This window comes from Yersinia aldovae 670-83 (assembly GCF_000834395.1).
Classification (GTDB): Bacteria; Pseudomonadota; Gammaproteobacteria; order Enterobacterales; family Enterobacteriaceae; genus Yersinia; species Yersinia aldovae.
Map to the genome: position 1 here is coordinate 3,053,984 of NZ_CP009781.1, position 16,434 is coordinate 3,070,417.

Below are 16,434 nucleotides of genomic sequence, written 5' to 3' on the forward strand. Positions count from 1 at the left end.
TCATGAGGATAGACTTCACATGAGTACCATGTCAAGTGATTATGCTGAAAAACTTAGGCAAATAAGAAAGGCCGAGGGATTAACGCAAGCTGCTTTTGCAGAGGAGTTGGGGTTGGGATTGAGTACGGTAAAAAATTACGAGACAGGGCAGAGAGACCCCGGCTTATCCATTATTGATAAGGTAATTAATCATCCTAAATTTAGAAAATACATGATGTGGCTAATGAGTAATAACAATGAAACGTCGGAAGCCGCCGGGCAGATATCGCCGGCTCTCTCCCCTGATGGGCAAGGCAACACATCCGACCACCGAAAAGACCAGAAGGTTGGCTAACCATCTATAAAATTTATGTTTCTTGGGGTAACGGCGGGATTTGTTCAGAACGCCTTGCATGGTATGAAAGTTAAGGAGTGCTAATTAAATGGAAGAGATTCATTTTGTTTATGTGACGACAAAAAACAAAGTTGCGGCTTATACGCTGAGCAGTCCCGGCTTGCATGGGAATTACCTACAGGGCTATTGTAATACCCGCGGTGGTTATAGAACGTTCATCGCGGAGCGAGTTATTGATTTTTTTGAAACATCTACCGAAGCAGATAGTTATGTAGCGGAACTACTCGATACTGATTTCAGTGATTTTTCTTTTGAAGGGAGAACGGTATCTAACCCAAATAGGAAGAACTACACCAGATATGAATCCCCAGGCATGTATCAACCTCTTGATTTCAGTGGAGCATTAGAAATTTGTTTTACGGGCTTCAAAAAAGCGGATAAGGAAAGACTTTCAAAGTTAGCGGCTGCGGCTGGCATGATTGTTCGTAATGACATCACTGTAAATTTACATTTGCTATGTGGTGGATATAACGCTGGCCCTAAAAAGCTGGAAGTCGCCAGAAAAAAAGGCACGATGATAGTTAGGGAATCTGAATTACTCACTCTACTAGAAACGGGTGAACTTCCAGACGATTATGACGATAAGTAAACTTGAATCTGGTCAGTATCTTGTTGATGTGCGGCCGCAAGGTCGCAACGGCAAACGGATGCGTAAACGTTTTGATACTAAATCAGAAGCGCAGCAGTATGAGCGGTGGCTTATTGCCACGCAGAATAATAAAGATTGGATAGAGAAACCGGCAGATCGCCGCCTACTGATTGAATTGATAGAGCTATGGTGGAAGTATCACGGCCAAACTCTAAAGGCTGGGAAAGATGATTATCAGCGGCTTAAAAAGTTAGCCGATGATATGAAGAATCCACGCGCTGACCAGGTTACAAAAAGTTCTTTTGCAGACTATAAAGCGGCCCGCCTATCTAGCGGGATTAGCCCCAGCACAATAAATAGAACTCAAATGATATTGAGTGGTGTATTTAGCACTCTTATAGAGAGCGGTCACTATCATAGCCAGCATCCTCTTAAGGGGATCGGCAAGATTAAAAAGACAGAAAGTGAGATGTATTTCCTTTCACGGACTGAGATTGATTTGTTGCTTAAGAGTTTTGATGGTGACAATTTGAAAGTAATTAAGTTGTGTTTGGCTACTGGTTCACGCTGGGAAGAGGCTGCGGAGTTAACAAGTGCATCAGTGATCAAATATAAGGTGACCTTTAATAACACGAAGAATGGTAAAAATAGAACTGTCCCTATATCGGCTAAATTGTATAAAGAAGTTTATAAGTCGGAAGGGGGGCGTTTATTCCAACGGGTTGATTACGATTTTGTGAGAGAAACACTACGAGCTGTCATTCCATCCTTGCCCGTAGGGCAATCTGTGCGGGTGTTTCGGCATACGTTCGCAAGCCATTTTATGATGAATGGTGGCAATATTTTGACGCTGCAAAAAATACTCGGCCATAGCAATATCCAGCAAACTATGACCTATGCACACTTTGCCCCAGACCATTTGCAGGATGCGGTAAAATTCAATCCATTGGAGCAATAGGTTAATCTTGTAGCGTTCCGCGCTACTGCTAGAATAGATAGTATTGCTGTTCAGTGAAGCACGATAGATGAGCTAGTTATTGGTTTTAATGTGATCCACATTTTGCCCAAATTGGTTGGATTAGTACGGATTTGTGCGGATTTGTGTCTCGTTAAATATCATGGTGTTAGGTGTTTTTTGTTGGTGTGTGTGGTTATGTGATGACACCTGTTGATGTCGTCGCCGAACGTGCCGGCCAGCCTGTGCCAGATATCGTCAGCAAGTTGCTCGAACTGGAGTTAGCAGGGTGGGTAGCAGCCGTACCCGGCGGTTATGTCCGAATAAGGAGGGCAGGCCATGTTCGACGTTCTAATTTACTTATTTGAAACTTATATGCACAACGAGTCGGAAATGCTTGTTGATCAAGACAATATTAGTGATGATCTTGCTAAAGCGGGTTTCTATCGTGAGGATATCAACAACGCCTTGAATTGGTTAGAGGCTCTTGCCGACCTACAAGAAGGGCACAAAACACCTTATCTCTATGCTGCCGATCCGCAGGCTTTACGTATTTATACGGCGGAAGAGTCTCAACGGTTGGATGTTACTTGCCGTGGATTCATCTTATTTCTGGAGCAAATTCAGGTATTACAACTCGATACCCGTGAGATGGTTATTGATCGAATAATGGCGCTGGATACCACCGAGCTTGATCTGGAGGATCTCAAATGGGTGGTATTAATGGTGCTATTCAATATCCCTGGTTATGAGAGCGCCTACCAGCAGATGGAAGAGCTACTTTTTGAAGTCAATGAAGGTTATTTACACTAAGTGGTAATATCACGGGTAAATAACTTTATATAGAAGGCGTTATGACAAAAACAGTTCCTGCCAAGGATAATGGGTCGTGTCCAGAGTGTGGATCGGCATTAGTCATCCGCAGCGGTGGTCATGGCCCATTCCTTGGTTGCTCACAGTATCCAGGTTGTCAATACATGCGCCCACTGAAAGCGCAGGCTGACGGGCATATCGTAAAAGTGCTGGAAGGGCAACATTGTCCTGAATGTGGTTCAGATATGGTGCTGCGGCAAGGACGCTTTGGGATGTTTATCGGTTGTAGCCAATACCCGCAATGTACTCATACGGAAGTAATTGATAAACCAGATGAAACATCTATAGATTGCCCGCAATGTGGTCAAGGCAAATTGCTACAACGTAAATCCCGGTTTGGAAAGGTTTTCCACGCCTGCAATCGCTACCCCGATTGCCAGTTTACAATTAATCAGCAACCCATTGTTGGAGAGTGTGCTTATTGCCACTATCCATTGTTAATGGAAAAGAGAACAGCACAAGGTGTAAAACGTTTTTGCGCCAGCAAGTTATGTGGGAAGGCAGTCGTCAGTGAGTAATAACAGTGTGATTAAACCAGAGGAGGATACTTCTCTGAAAAATGTGTTGCGGGCATTGCAACAAGATGAAGTCATCGCTTATCCGACAGAGGCTGTTTTTGGACTAGGTTGCGATCCTGATAGCGAAAAAGCCGTGAATGCATTGCTCGCCTTAAAACAGCGACCATGGCAGAAGGGACTGATTCTGATTGCTGCCAATTATGAACAGCTAAAACCGTATGTGGATGACTCGGCACTCACTGATGCCCAGCGAGAGACGATTTTTTCCGTTTGGCCGGGGCCGGTCACTTGGGTCATCCCCGCTAGTCCTGAGACACCACTCTGGCTCACGGGCAGTTTTGACTCATTAGCAGTGAGAGTGAGTGCTCACCCACTTGTACAGAAACTCTGTTCCCAATATGGCAAGCCACTGGTTTCAACCAGTGCAAACTTAAGCGGTCAGGAACCTTGCCGTACAGAAGAAGAAGTTAGAATACAATTTGGCTCTTCTTTACCGGTGCTTTCCGGCGAGGTTGGTGGTCGCTTGAATCCATCTGAAATCAAAGATGCGTTGACCGGTAAGCAATTCCGTCAAGGGTAGGAAAAAGCATGGATCAGAAGTTCGCAGTGTTTGGTAACCCAATAGGGCACAGTAAATCGCCTAGGATTCATGCGCTTTTTGCCAAGCAAACCGGTATCGAGCATCAATACGGTATGGTACTCGCTCCCAATGACTCATTTGAAGAAACATTAATATCGTTTTTTGCTGATGGTGCTCTGGGCGCGAACATAACCACGCCGTTTAAAGAGCGCGCTCATGCAAAGTGTGATGAATTGACTGATCGTGCATCACTGGCGGGAGCCGTCAACACAATTAAGCAATTAGAAGATGGACGCTTATTGGGTGACAATACCGATGGTATCGGTTTACTCAGTGATCTTGAAAGACAACATTTGATCCAGACGACAGACAGTATCTTATTGGTGGGTGCTGGTGGGGCGGCGCGTGGTGTGATCCTTCCTTTACTTTCATATGGCTGCAAAGTCGTTATCACTAACCGAACTTATGCTCGCGCGCAGCAACTTGCAGAAGTATTCCACCATTTAGGGGATATAGATGCTGTCGAGATGCAAGATCTGAGTGGGCAGCCCTTTGATTTAATCATAAATGCGACAACTTCGGGTATTCATGGTGAAGTGCCAAACTTACCTCAGGATATTATTAGCTCTGAAACACGCTGCTATGACATGTTTTACCAAACAGGTGACACACCATTTATAACTTGGGCCAAGCCGTTGGGAATGACAAGTTATGCTGATGGTTTAGGAATGCTGGTGGGGCAAGCTGCTCATGCTTTTAAACTTTGGCATGGAGTGATGCCGGAGATAACGCCAGTGCTAAATCAGCTGCGTGATGAGTTAGGTAAATAGAAAGATATTGAGTTATGCAGGGAAAGTAAGGATTTACCCCCTGCAATCTTATTATTGATGCTTATTTAGTTTCTGCCAGATAGTCATCTTTCCAGCGCACATAGTTACCCGCAGAATAAAGCAGGCCTTCTAATTCAGCAGGTGTTAAAGGGCGGACTTGTCTGGCTGGGCTACCCATATAAAGGTGGCCACCAACTAACCGCTTACCGGGGGAAACCAAACTGCCCGCTCCAATCATCACATCATCTTCTATAACCGCACCATCGAGCACAATAGAACCCATCCCCACCAATACCCGATTCCCAATAGTACAGCCGTGAAGCATGGCTTTATGCCCGACAGTCACATCTTCGCCAATAATCAGCGGGTTTCCCTCGGGATTATGCTCTGAGTGATGAGTAACATGTAACACGCTACCATCTTGAATATTAGAACGCGCGCCAATACTCACCTGATTGACATCACCACGAATGGCAACTAATGGCCATACACTGACATCATCACCCAAAATAACATGACCAATGATCACACTGGATCTATCAATCATGACGCGTTCACCTAACGTAGGTAAATAATGAAGATAGGGGCGAATAGCGTCGGACATAATAATAGCCTCTTTATAAGAAAGTACTTTACCGGCAATACTAGCCTTTGCTGATAGAATTACAACCAATTGGCTGCGAGGATCGCTGCCAAAATACAGCGGATCGACCAAGATCTGCCCGTAAGGAGTGAAAAGTATTCAAACAGGAGAAAAACGTGAAAAAAGAGTTGTGCAAAAAATTCGACTCCCTATAATGCGCATCCATCGAGACGGCACACAACGAATCAAGTAGTTAAGTGACCGGCAAAGAGAACAGAGAAATTCAACGAAATAAAATGTTGACTCTGAATGAGGAAAGCGTAATATGCGCACCTCGAGTTACCGACCGGAAGGTTGCTAACTCACTGCTCTTTAACAATTTATCAGACAATCTGTGTGGGCACTCGCAAGACGATATCGACGCCTGTTTCGGCAGGCAGAAGAAATATCAAAGTCTTGAAGAGTGACCAAAGCAGTACACATTTGAACTTCGGTTCGAATGCTTATTTGCAGAAAGTAATCTTTGAGCATCGCTATGTTAACTCATAGCAAATCAAACAAATCTTAAATTGAAGAGTTTGATCATGGCTCAGATTGAACGCTGGCGGCAGGCCTAACACATGCAAGTCGAGCGGCAGCGGGAAGTAGTTTACTACTTTGCCGGCGAGCGGCGGACGGGTGAGTAATGTCTGGGAAACTGCCTGATGGAGGGGGATAACTACTGGAAACGGTAGCTAATACCGCATAACGTCTTCGGACCAAAGTGGGGGACCTTCGGGCCTCACGCCATCGGATGTGCCCAGATGGGATTAGCTAGTAGGTGGGGTAATGGCTCACCTAGGCGACGATCCCTAGCTGGTCTGAGAGGATGACCAGCCACACTGGAACTGAGACACGGTCCAGACTCCTACGGGAGGCAGCAGTGGGGAATATTGCACAATGGGCGCAAGCCTGATGCAGCCATGCCGCGTGTGTGAAGAAGGCCTTCGGGTTGTAAAGCACTTTCAGCGAGGAGGAAGGCAGTCGTGTTAATAGCACGGTTGATTGACGTTACTCGCAGAAGAAGCACCGGCTAACTCCGTGCCAGCAGCCGCGGTAATACGGAGGGTGCAAGCGTTAATCGGAATTACTGGGCGTAAAGCGCACGCAGGCGGTTTGTTAAGTCAGATGTGAAATCCCCGCGCTTAACGTGGGAACTGCATTTGAAACTGGCAAGCTAGAGTCTTGTAGAGGGGGGTAGAATTCCAGGTGTAGCGGTGAAATGCGTAGAGATCTGGAGGAATACCGGTGGCGAAGGCGGCCCCCTGGACAAAGACTGACGCTCAGGTGCGAAAGCGTGGGGAGCAAACAGGATTAGATACCCTGGTAGTCCACGCTGTAAACGATGTCGACTTGGAGGTTGTGCCCTTGAGGCGTGGCTTCCGGAGCTAACGCGTTAAGTCGACCGCCTGGGGAGTACGGCCGCAAGGTTAAAACTCAAATGAATTGACGGGGGCCCGCACAAGCGGTGGAGCATGTGGTTTAATTCGATGCAACGCGAAGAACCTTACCTACTCTTGACATCCACGGAATTTAGCAGAGATGCTTTAGTGCCTTCGGGAACCGTGAGACAGGTGCTGCATGGCTGTCGTCAGCTCGTGTTGTGAAATGTTGGGTTAAGTCCCGCAACGAGCGCAACCCTTATCCTTTGTTGCCAGCACGTAATGGTGGGAACTCAAGGGAGACTGCCGGTGACAAACCGGAGGAAGGTGGGGATGACGTCAAGTCATCATGGCCCTTACGAGTAGGGCTACACACGTGCTACAATGGCAGATACAAAGTGAAGCGAACTCGCGAGAGCAAGCGGACCACATAAAGTCTGTCGTAGTCCGGATTGGAGTCTGCAACTCGACTCCATGAAGTCGGAATCGCTAGTAATCGTAGATCAGAATGCTACGGTGAATACGTTCCCGGGCCTTGTACACACCGCCCGTCACACCATGGGAGTGGGTTGCAAAAGAAGTAGGTAGCTTAACCTTCGGGAGGGCGCTTACCACTTTGTGATTCATGACTGGGGTGAAGTCGTAACAAGGTAACCGTAGGGGAACCTGCGGTTGGATCACCTCCTTACCTAACGATACGCATTGCGCAGTGTCCACACAGATTGTCTGATGAATGTAAATGAGCAAGAGCACCTGTTGATGAGGGTGATGGCTTGTGCTGTAAAATCTCGACATTGAGTTTTCACGGCATCAGTTGTTCGAATGTGTCACCACATTCTCACCTTTACACAAAAATACTGAATCAGTGATTCAGTAGCAATTTTTGTGTCCCCATCGTCTAGAGGCCTAGGACACTGCCCTTTCACGGCTGTAACAGGGGTTCGAATCCCCTTGGGGACGCCACTCCGATAATGTGTGAAAGACATTATCAACTGAATATCTTAAAGATGACTTTAACAAGTCGTGTTTAAGATATTGCTCTTTAACAATCTGGAACAAGCTGAAAATTGAAACAATACAGCTGAAACTTATCTCTCCGTAGAGGTACTGAGATAAGGATTACCCTGTATTAGAGTCTCTCAAATAATCGCAATGCCAATGGGTTAATCATTTGCAGTGTGAGCGAGAAGACACTCAGCAAGGCGTACAGCGCACAGCAACCGGAGTGAACTTAACGTTCATGAGGATTGCGCGCACTGCACAACATAGCAGAGTGTGTTCACAGCCACACCAATAACGAAAAACACCTTCGGGTTGTGAGGTTAAGCGACTAAGCGTACACGGTGGATGCCTAGGCAGTCAGAGGCGATGAAGGGCGTGCTAATCTGCGAAAAGCGTCGGTAAGGTGATATGAACCGTTACAACCGACGATACCCGAATGGGGAAACCCAGTGCAATTCGTTGCACTATTGCATGGTGAATACATAGCCATGCAAGGCGAACCGGGGGAACTGAAACATCTAAGTACCCCGAGGAAAAGAAATCAACCGAGATTCCCCCAGTAGCGGCGAGCGAACGGGGAAGAGCCCAGAGTCTGAATCAGTTTGTGTGTTAGTGGAAGCGTCTGGAAAGTCGCACGGTACAGGGTGATAGTCCCGTACACCAAAACACGCATTCTGTGAACTCGATGAGTAGGGCGGGACACGTGACATCCTGTCTGAATATGGGGGGACCATCCTCCAAGGCTAAATACTCCTGACTGACCGATAGTGAACCAGTACCGTGAGGGAAAGGCGAAAAGAACCCCGGCGAGGGGAGTGAAATAGAACCTGAAACCGTGTACGTACAAGCAGTGGGAGCCTACTAGTTGGGTGACTGCGTACCTTTTGTATAATGGGTCAGCGACTTATATTTTGTAGCAAGGTTAACCGAATAGGGGAGCCGTAGGGAAACCGAGTCTTAACTGGGCGTCTAGTTGCAAGGTATAGACCCGAAACCCGGTGATCTAGCCATGGGCAGGTTGAAGGTTGGGTAACACTAACTGGAGGACCGAACCGACTAATGTTGAAAAATTAGCGGATGACTTGTGGCTGGGGGTGAAAGGCCAATCAAACCGGGAGATAGCTGGTTCTCCCCGAAAGCTATTTAGGTAGCGCCTCGTGAACTCATCTTCGGGGGTAGAGCACTGTTTCGGCTAGGGGGTCATCCCGACTTACCAAACCGATGCAAACTCCGAATACCGAAGAATGTTATCACGGGAGACACACGGCGGGTGCTAACGTCCGTCGTGAAGAGGGAAACAACCCAGACCGCCAGCTAAGGTCCCAAAGTCATGGTTAAGTGGGAAACGATGTGGGAAGGCACAGACAGCCAGGATGTTGGCTTAGAAGCAGCCATCATTTAAAGAAAGCGTAATAGCTCACTGGTCGAGTCGGCCTGCGCGGAAGATGTAACGGGGCTAAACCATGCACCGAAGCTGCGGCAGCGACACTTAGGTGTTGTTGGGTAGGGGAGCGTTCTGTAAGCCGTTGAAGGTGACCTGTGAGGGTTGCTGGAGGTATCAGAAGTGCGAATGCTGACATAAGTAACGATAATGCGGGTGAAAAACCCGCACGCCGGAAGACCAAGGGTTCCTGTCCAACGTTAATCGGGGCAGGGTGAGTCGACCCCTAAGGCGAGGCTGAAAAGCGTAGTCGATGGGAAACAGGTTAATATTCCTGTACTTGGTGTTACTGCGAAGGGGGGACGGAGAAGGCTAGGCTAGCCGGGCGACGGTTGTCCCGGTTTAAGCATGTAGGCGGAGCGACTTGGTAAATCCGGTTGCTTATCAACGCTGAGGTGTGATGACGAGTCACTACGGTGATGAAGTAGTTGATGCCAAGCTTCCAGGAAAAGCCTCTAAGCATCAGGTAACATTAAATCGTACCCCAAACCGACACAGGTGGTCAGGTAGAGAATACTCAGGCGCTTGAGAGAACTCGGGTGAAGGAACTAGGCAAAATGGTGCCGTAACTTCGGGAGAAGGCACGCTGGCGTTAGGTAATGGGACTTGCTCCCGGCGCCGAAGCCAGTCGCAGATACCAGCTGGCTGCAACTGTTTAATAAAAACACAGCACTGTGCAAACACGAAAGTGGACGTATACGGTGTGACGCCTGCCCGGTGCTGGAAGGTTAATTGATGGGGTCAGCCGCAAGGCGAAGCTCTTGATCGAAGCCCCAGTAAACGGCGGCCGTAACTATAACGGTCCTAAGGTAGCGAAATTCCTTGTCGGGTAAGTTCCGACCTGCACGAATGGCGTAATGATGGCCAGGCTGTCTCCACCCGAGACTCAGTGAAATTGAACTCGCTGTGAAGATGCAGTGTACCCGCGGCAAGACGGAAAGACCCCGTGAACCTTTACTATAGCTTGACACTGAACATTGAGCCTTGATGTGTAGGATAGGTGGGAGGCATTGAAGTGTGGACGCCAGTCTGCATGGAGCCAACCTTGAAATACCACCCTTTAATGTTTGATGTTCTAACTCGGCCCCGTGATCCGGGGTGAGGACAGTGTCTGGTGGGTAGTTTGACTGGGGCGGTCTCCTCCCAAAGAGTAACGGAGGAGCACGAAGGTTAGCTAATCACGGTCGGACATCGTGAGGTTAGTGCAAAGGCATAAGCTAGCTTGACTGCGAGAGTGACGGCTCGAGCAGGTACGAAAGTAGGTCTTAGTGATCCGGTGGTTCTGAATGGAAGGGCCATCGCTCAACGGATAAAAGGTACTCCGGGGATAACAGGCTGATACCGCCCAAGAGTTCATATCGACGGCGGTGTTTGGCACCTCGATGTCGGCTCATCACATCCTGGGGCTGAAGTAGGTCCCAAGGGTATGGCTGTTCGCCATTTAAAGTGGTACGCGAGCTGGGTTTAGAACGTCGTGAGACAGTTCGGTCCCTATCTGCCGTGGGCGTTGGAAGATTGAGAGGGGCTGCTCCTAGTACGAGAGGACCGGAGTGGACGAATCACTGGTGTTCGGGTTGTCATGCCAATGGCATTGCCCGGTAGCTAAATTCGGAAGAGATAACCGCTGAAAGCATCTAAGCGGGAAACTTGCCTCGAGATGAGTCTTCCCTGGGGCTTTAAGCCCCCTGAAGGAACGTTAAAGACTATGACGTTGATAGGCTGGGTGTGTAAGTGCAGCGATGCATTGAGCTAACCAGTACTAATGATCCGTGAGGCTTAACCTTACAACACCAAAGGTGTTTTGTGTTTGAGAGAGATATTTTCAGCGAAGTTCCGAGATTGGATTGGCTGGCTGTGCAGGGAACTGTGTAGCGGGTTAATTGAAACAGAATTTGCCTGGCGGCCATAGCACGGTGGCACCACCTGAACCCATGCCGAACTCAGAAGTGAAACGCCGTAGCGCCGATGGTAGTGTGGGGTCTCCCCATGCGAGAGTAGGACACTGCCAGGCATCAAATCAAGCCAAGACCCCATGCCAAAAGCGTGGGGTTTTTGCTGTGTGGGAAATATAAAAAACTATTTCTATTGTTTTTTGCATGGAGTTTGGCGTGGATTTTATGTGTGAAAACCAAATAAAAGAGAAGGCCGCCCTGGCGGGTGGCCTTTTTTTGTGTGTTTCTGACAGCGACGACTCGATCATGGCATGTGACAAACTGCGAATGCAGTTTGAACCGCGCCTTGCGCTGGGTGAGACTCATCCATAAATGAGACGAATACAGTACACTATCTGGCATCAAATCAAGCCAAGACCCCATGCCAAAAGCGTGGGGTTTTTGCTATGTGGAGAAAAGTAAAATACGGCTGAATGTTGACTCCTCAGGTTACAACTTCTCAGGATGAGAGGCATCGCTCAGATGAGCCGGGTGTGATGCTGAGAAAAGAGTGCGGTCAGAGATACAAATAAGAGAGGAGGCTACCCTGATGGGTAGCCTTGAGGTTGATGACAACGTGCCAGCTACGGTGAAAACAGGCCGATAGTAGATACACCGTAAAGACTTCTTCGTAGGCTCGAGCCGTACCATCCCTGGTGCGAACGCTTTGTCTTCTGCCCGTACTTACCCCGCAAGATAGGATTATCGGGGTTTATCCACCGTCTGAGGCCCCAAGGGGCCTTTTGTGAATCAAACCGAATTAGTGTGAGCTGCTTTGAGATGCACCCAAACCCGTTTGTGAACGAACAAACTGGGCTTTGAAGCGTAGCCGTTCTTGCTGGCCCTCTGCTGAGTTATCGGTAATGGAGAAGAACCAAATCCCGACGAATGCCACTATCATTGAGAACAATGCTGGATATTCATAGGGATAGATTGGTTTTGCATGGCCGAGAATTGTCACCCAGATGGTTGGGCCTAGAATCATCAGGATCACCGCAGTTAGTAACCCCAACCAGCCCCCAATCATTGCGCCACGAGTGGTCAGTTTATCCCAATACATTGATATAAAAATGATTGGGAAGTTACAACTGGCTGCAATGGAGAATGCTAAACCTACCATGAAAGCAATATTTTGTTTTTCAAACAAAATACCCAATCCGATAGCGACAAACCCCAAAACAACAACGGTGATTTTAGACACTCTCAGTTCATCACGTTCATTCGCTTTACCCTTCTTGATGACGCTAGCGTAAAGGTCATGAGAAACCGCAGATGCACCCGCTAGTGTCAGCCCTGCTACCACCGCAAGAATTGTTGCGAAGGCCACAGCGGAGATAAAGCCCAAGAAGAAGCTGCCACCTACGGCATCAGCCAGATGAACTGCCGCCATATTGTTGCCACCCAGTAATGCTCCGGCAGCGTCTTTAAAGGCTGGATTCGGGCCGACCAACAGGATAGCGCCAAATCCAATAATAAAGGTCAATATGTAGAAGTAACCGATAAAGCCAGTTGCATAGAACACGCTCTTACGGGCTTCTTTGGCATCACTTACCGTAAAGAAACGCATCAGAATATGCGGTAAGCCCGCAGTGCCGAACATCAGCGCTAATCCGAGTGATAATGCGGATATCGGGTCAGATACCAACCCTCCTGGGCTCATGATTGATAAGCCTTTAGGGTGAACTTTGACGGCTTCGCTGAATAATGTATTGAAGTTAAAATTAACCGATTTCATGACCATAATGGCCATAAATGAGGCTCCGGCCAACAGCAATACCGCTTTAATTATCTGTACCCATGTTGTGGCTAACATGCCGCCAAACAGGACGTACAGCACCATCAAGATACCGACCAATACAACGGCAACGTGGTAGTTTAAACCGAATAGTAGCTCAATCAACTTACCTGCACCGACCATTTGTGCGATCAGGTACAAAGCCACTACAACTAATGAGCCACAGGCAGATAAGGTTCGGATGGGTCTTTGTTTTAATCGGTAAGATGCCACATCAGCAAAGGTGTAGCGCCCTAAGTTACGCAGACGTTCAGCGATTAAGAATAGAATGATTGGCCAGCCGATAAGGAACCCGATGGAATAAATCAGACCATCGTAACCGGAGGTATAGACCAATGCGGAAATACCGAGAAATGATGCTGCAGACATAAAGTCACCGGCAATCGCCAAACCATTTTGGAACCCGGTAATGCGCCCTCCCGCTGTGTAATAATCTTGTCGAGAGCGGGTACGTTTTGATGCCCAGTAGGTGATATATAAGGTCGCGCCAACAAATAGCACGAACATCACAATCGCCTGGATATTGAGTGGTTGGCGATGAACTTCGCCGGTTATAGCTTCTGCTTGTGACAGTGCAGGCAGAGTCAATAAGGAAAGTACGGACCAATGGCGAGTCTTCATTGCTTCACCTCACGAAGAATTTCTGCCGTCAGACGGTCAAACTCGCCATTAGCACGAATAACGTAAATACCGGTCAGAACAAAAGAAATAACAATCAAACCCACACCAACGGGAATGCCGCGAGTAATGGTCGAACCTGCGTATAGCGGGGTGCCGAGCCATTGTGGTTCGAAAGCAATAAGGAAAATGAAACCGACATACAGCGCCAAGGTAATTAGCGACAGTAGCCAGGCAAAGCGACTGCGCTTTTGCACCAACTCTTTGAAACGCGGGTTATTTTCAATCTCTTGATAAATGTTGTCATTCATCAGAGTCTCTCCTTTGAGGCATTAATTAAGTTTGCCGCCCGTAGGCGGCACAATTTACGACGGCGTTTGCATTAATTGTTTTTCTTCCAGTAATTTGTCCACGACACCCGGATCGGCCAGTGTTGAGGTATCCCCTAAGTTACTGGTATCGCCTGCGGCTATTTTGCGTAGAATACGGCGCATAATTTTGCCTGAGCGGGTTTTTGGCAGTGAATCAGTCCAGTGCAAGATATCGGGTGTGGCGATTGGGCCAATCTCTTTACGTACCCAGTTACGTACCTCGCTATACAGCTCAGGTGTTGGCTCTTCACCATGATTCAGTGTGATGTAGGCATAGATTGCCTGCCCTTTAATGTTATGCGGAACCCCAACAACCGCGGCTTCGGCAATTTTTGGGTGTGAAACCAGTGCTGATTCAATTTCAGCGGTACCCAAACGATGGCCTGATACGTTCAGCACATCATCAACCCGGCCCGTTATCCAGTAGTAACCATCTTCGTCACGACGCGCGCCATCACCACTGAAATACATGCCTTTAAAGGTGGAAAAATAGGTTTGTTCAAAGCGCTCATGATCGCCAAACAGGGTGCGTGCCTGACCGGGCCACGAGTCGGTGATGACTAAATTACCTTCGGCGGTACCTTCTTGTGGGTTACCCAGGTTGTCTACCAGCGCCGGCTGCACCCCAAAGAATGGGCGAGTTGCAGAACCTGCTTTCAATTCGGTAGCACCTGGCAGTGGCGTTATCATGAAACCACCGGTTTCAGTCTGCCACCAGGTATCAACTATTGGGCATTTGCTGTTACCGATTTTGTTGTAATACCATTCCCAAGCTTCCGGGTTAATAGGCTCACCAACTGATCCCATGATGCGCAGGGAGTCGCGTTTGGTGCCTTCGATGGCTTTATCGCCTTCGGCCATCAACGCGCGGATGGCTGTTGGGGCGGTATACAGAATATTGACCTGATGTTTATCAATCACCTGACCCAAACGATTGACGCCCGGATAGTTCGGTACACCTTCAAACATTAAGGTAATGGCACCGCACGCCAGTGGGCCATACAGTAAATAGCTGTGGCCAGTGACCCAACCCACATCAGCAGTACACCAGTAGATATCGCCAGGGTGGTAATCAAAAACGTATTTAAAGGTCAGTGCGGCATAAACCAAGTAACCGCCGGTGGTATGTAATACCCCTTTCGGTTTACCTGTAGAGCCGGAGGTATAAAGGATAAACAGCGGATCTTCCGCATTCATTTCTTCTGGTGGGCAGTCAGTGGAGGCTTCTTTAATCAGGTCATGCCACCATAAGTCGCGGCCATCTTTCCAGTAACTGGCATTACCGGTGCGTTGGAAAACCACAACATTCTTGATACTGGTAATGGCTGGGTTTTTCAGCGCCTCATCGACATTTTTTTTCAGGGGAATTGCGCGACCAGCACGGATGCCTTCATCGGCAGTAATCACCAGTTTTGAGTTAGAGTCGATAATTCGGCCAGCGACGGCATCAGGTGAGAATCCACCAAAAATCACCGAATGAACCGCACCAATGCGGGCGCAGGCCAGCATTGCAACGGCGGCTTCCGGCACCATCGGCATATAGATTGCGACTACGTCGCCCTTTTTGATACCAAGGCTTTTCAATACATTGGCGAACTGGCAGACATCGTGATGAAGTTGTTTATAGGTGACGGTTTTTGATTGATTTGGGTCATCACCTTCCCAAATAATTGCAGTTTGATCTCCGCGTTCAGCCAGGTGGCGGTCAAGGCAGTTAGCTGCCAGATTCAACGTGCCATCTTCAAACCAGCGAATACTGACATGGCCGGGATCGAAAGAGGTATTCTTCACCGTTTTATACGGTTTAATCCAATCAAGGATTTTGCCTTGCTCACCCCAGAATGTATCCGGGTCCTGCACAGATTGTTGATAGTATTGATGATATTGTTCTGGGCTTATCAGGGCATGTTCTGCAATTGCAGTTGGAATGGGGTGCTTATGTATTTGGCTCATAGTTAGTTCTCCTTGAGATTGTTAATAATATGTCAACTAAAGGTTAATTATAGTGTGGGCGTCTGTTTTGTTTCTTTTTTGGGCGACAGATCACGCATAAAAGATGTTGATTTAGAGACTTACCTGATGGGCTGCGTGGTGAATCGATACCTTAATGATAGGAGAGGTGTGAAATGGCAAAGCAATAAAGGAAGAAAATGTGCCAATTAGCCTGTTTATGGCTTCAGATGGAGATATTAAGGATGAGGTGGGTTGGAAGTGCTGACCGGGCGTGATTAATACCGTGCAGTGTTCTGTGTTAACGTCAAAAAGATAAAATAGTTTACATCTATAAGTAAAATCTTATTTTGATATCTGACTGTGATTATAATGAGATATATATTTCGATGTGGAATATGGGCATATAAATGAAAAATATAACAGCATAAATATGCAATTTCATGTATTCATTTTCGTGTTTTTTCATTTCCTCACTTGTGAGAGAAATAGTCAATTTTATTGCGAATAATTTATAATAATCGGAGAGTAATCATAGTTGTTTTAACAAAATGAAAACATAACAACTCAAAAAATAAAACAT

At 47.5% G+C, this 16,434-nt stretch carries 11 protein-coding genes, 1 tRNA gene, 3 rRNA genes and 1 pseudogene; 12 read left to right on the top strand and 4 right to left on the bottom strand.

Annotated features, from left to right (window positions below):
* Positions 1–28: 28 nt before the first annotated feature.
* The 8 genes and pseudogenes from AT01_RS13900 to aroE all read left to right on the top strand — a co-directional run bounded on the left by AT01_RS13900 (position 29) and on the right by aroE (position 4,739).
* A complete protein-coding gene (locus AT01_RS13900) occupies positions 29–334 on the top strand; it encodes a helix-turn-helix domain-containing protein (protein ID WP_042548633.1) in 306 nt (101 codons plus the stop codon).
* Positions 335–422: 88 nt separating this feature from the next.
* The gene (locus AT01_RS20260) at positions 423–983 is read left to right on the top strand and encodes a BRCT domain-containing protein (RefSeq protein ID WP_052489973.1); all 561 of its coding nucleotides are present in this window, start codon (positions 423–425) and stop codon (positions 981–983) included.
* Entirely contained in the window at positions 970–1,941 is a 972-nt protein-coding gene (locus AT01_RS13910) for a phage integrase (RefSeq protein WP_042547555.1), read from the top strand. Before AT01_RS20260 ends, AT01_RS13910 begins: the two co-directional genes overlap by 14 nt.
* A 191-nt stretch (positions 1,942–2,132) precedes the next feature.
* Positions 2,133–2,306, top strand: a pseudogene (locus tag AT01_RS21360) (DprA-like winged helix domain-containing protein); the annotation flags it as partial.
* Complete coding sequence (locus tag AT01_RS13915; protein WP_042547556.1) at positions 2,278–2,751, top strand: DUF494 family protein; 474 nt, start codon at positions 2,278–2,280, stop codon at positions 2,749–2,751. The pseudogene AT01_RS21360 and the gene AT01_RS13915, both read left to right, overlap by 29 nt.
* 41 nt (positions 2,752–2,792) lie before the next feature.
* Positions 2,793–3,329 (top strand): DNA topoisomerase family protein, encoded by a 537-nt coding sequence (locus AT01_RS13920; protein WP_042547557.1) that lies wholly within the window; start codon positions 2,793–2,795, stop codon positions 3,327–3,329.
* A gap of 7 nt (positions 3,330–3,336) precedes the next feature.
* Complete coding sequence (gene tsaC / locus AT01_RS13925) at positions 3,337–3,909, top strand: L-threonylcarbamoyladenylate synthase type 1 TsaC (protein ID WP_004702371.1); 573 nt, start codon at positions 3,337–3,339, stop codon at positions 3,907–3,909.
* 8 nt (positions 3,910–3,917) lie between these two features.
* Complete coding sequence (gene aroE, locus AT01_RS13930; RefSeq protein ID WP_042547558.1) at positions 3,918–4,739, top strand: shikimate dehydrogenase; 822 nt, start codon at positions 3,918–3,920, stop codon at positions 4,737–4,739.
* 61 nt (positions 4,740–4,800) lie between these two features.
* On the opposite strand, the gene AT01_RS13935 is transcribed toward aroE, so the two are convergent.
* Positions 4,801–5,343 (bottom strand): gamma carbonic anhydrase family protein, encoded by a 543-nt coding sequence (locus AT01_RS13935; protein ID WP_042548635.1) that lies wholly within the window; start codon positions 5,341–5,343, stop codon positions 4,801–4,803.
* A 545-nt stretch (positions 5,344–5,888) separates the two neighbouring features.
* Between AT01_RS13935 and AT01_RS13940 the strand changes: the two genes are divergently transcribed.
* The 4 genes from AT01_RS13940 to rrf all read left to right on the top strand — a co-directional run bounded on the left by AT01_RS13940 (position 5,889) and on the right by rrf (position 11,197).
* A 16S ribosomal RNA gene (locus AT01_RS13940) occupies positions 5,889–7,431 on the top strand.
* 199 nt (positions 7,432–7,630) lie between these two features.
* A tRNA-Glu gene (locus AT01_RS13945) sits at positions 7,631–7,706 on the top strand.
* A gap of 357 nt (positions 7,707–8,063) precedes the next feature.
* Positions 8,064–10,970 (top strand): 23S ribosomal RNA (locus tag AT01_RS13950).
* A gap of 111 nt (positions 10,971–11,081) precedes the next feature.
* Positions 11,082–11,197, top strand: a 5S ribosomal RNA gene (rrf, locus tag AT01_RS13955).
* Together the 16S, 23S and 5S rRNA genes with 1 tRNA gene alongside form the textbook arrangement of a ribosomal RNA operon.
* Positions 11,198–11,877: 680 nt before the next feature.
* On the opposite strand, the gene actP is transcribed toward rrf, so the two are convergent.
* Genes actP through acs form a run of 3 tightly spaced genes read right to left on the bottom strand, consistent with a single transcriptional unit; the run spans position 11,878 to position 15,854 of the window.
* Positions 11,878–13,533 (bottom strand): cation/acetate symporter ActP, encoded by a 1,656-nt coding sequence (gene actP, locus AT01_RS13960; protein WP_042547559.1) that lies wholly within the window; start codon positions 13,531–13,533, stop codon positions 11,878–11,880.
* On the bottom strand, positions 13,530–13,841 hold the full coding sequence (locus AT01_RS13965) for a DUF485 domain-containing protein (RefSeq protein WP_004699689.1): 312 nt from the start codon (positions 13,839–13,841) through the stop codon (positions 13,530–13,532). The genes actP and AT01_RS13965 overlap by 4 nt, the downstream gene beginning before the upstream one ends.
* 54 nt (positions 13,842–13,895) lie before the next feature.
* Positions 13,896–15,854, bottom strand: coding sequence for an acetate--CoA ligase (acs, locus tag AT01_RS13970; RefSeq protein ID WP_042547560.1), 1,959 nt, complete (start codon positions 15,852–15,854; stop codon positions 13,896–13,898).
* Positions 15,855–16,434: the final 580 nt, after the last annotated feature.

Coding starts and splice junctions, on each gene's coding strand:
- AT01_RS13900 (WP_042548633.1), top strand. CDS start 29: ATGTCAAGTGATTATGCTGAAAAACTTAGGCAAATAAGAAAGGCCGAG.
- AT01_RS20260 (WP_052489973.1), top strand. CDS start 423: ATGGAAGAGATTCATTTTGTTTATGTGACGACAAAAAACAAAGTTGCG.
- AT01_RS13910 (WP_042547555.1), top strand. CDS start 970: ATGACGATAAGTAAACTTGAATCTGGTCAGTATCTTGTTGATGTGCGG.
- AT01_RS13915 (WP_042547556.1), top strand. CDS start 2,278: ATGTTCGACGTTCTAATTTACTTATTTGAAACTTATATGCACAACGAG.
- AT01_RS13920 (WP_042547557.1), top strand. CDS start 2,793: ATGACAAAAACAGTTCCTGCCAAGGATAATGGGTCGTGTCCAGAGTGT.
- aroE (WP_042547558.1), top strand. CDS start 3,918: ATGGATCAGAAGTTCGCAGTGTTTGGTAACCCAATAGGGCACAGTAAA.
- AT01_RS13935 (WP_042548635.1), bottom strand. CDS start 5,343: ATGTCCGACGCTATTCGCCCCTATCTTCATTATTTACCTACGTTAGGT.
- actP (WP_042547559.1), bottom strand. CDS start 13,533: ATGAAGACTCGCCATTGGTCCGTACTTTCCTTATTGACTCTGCCTGCA.
- AT01_RS13965 (WP_004699689.1), bottom strand. CDS start 13,841: ATGAATGACAACATTTATCAAGAGATTGAAAATAACCCGCGTTTCAAA.
- acs (WP_042547560.1), bottom strand. CDS start 15,854: ATGAGCCAAATACATAAGCACCCCATTCCAACTGCAATTGCAGAACAT.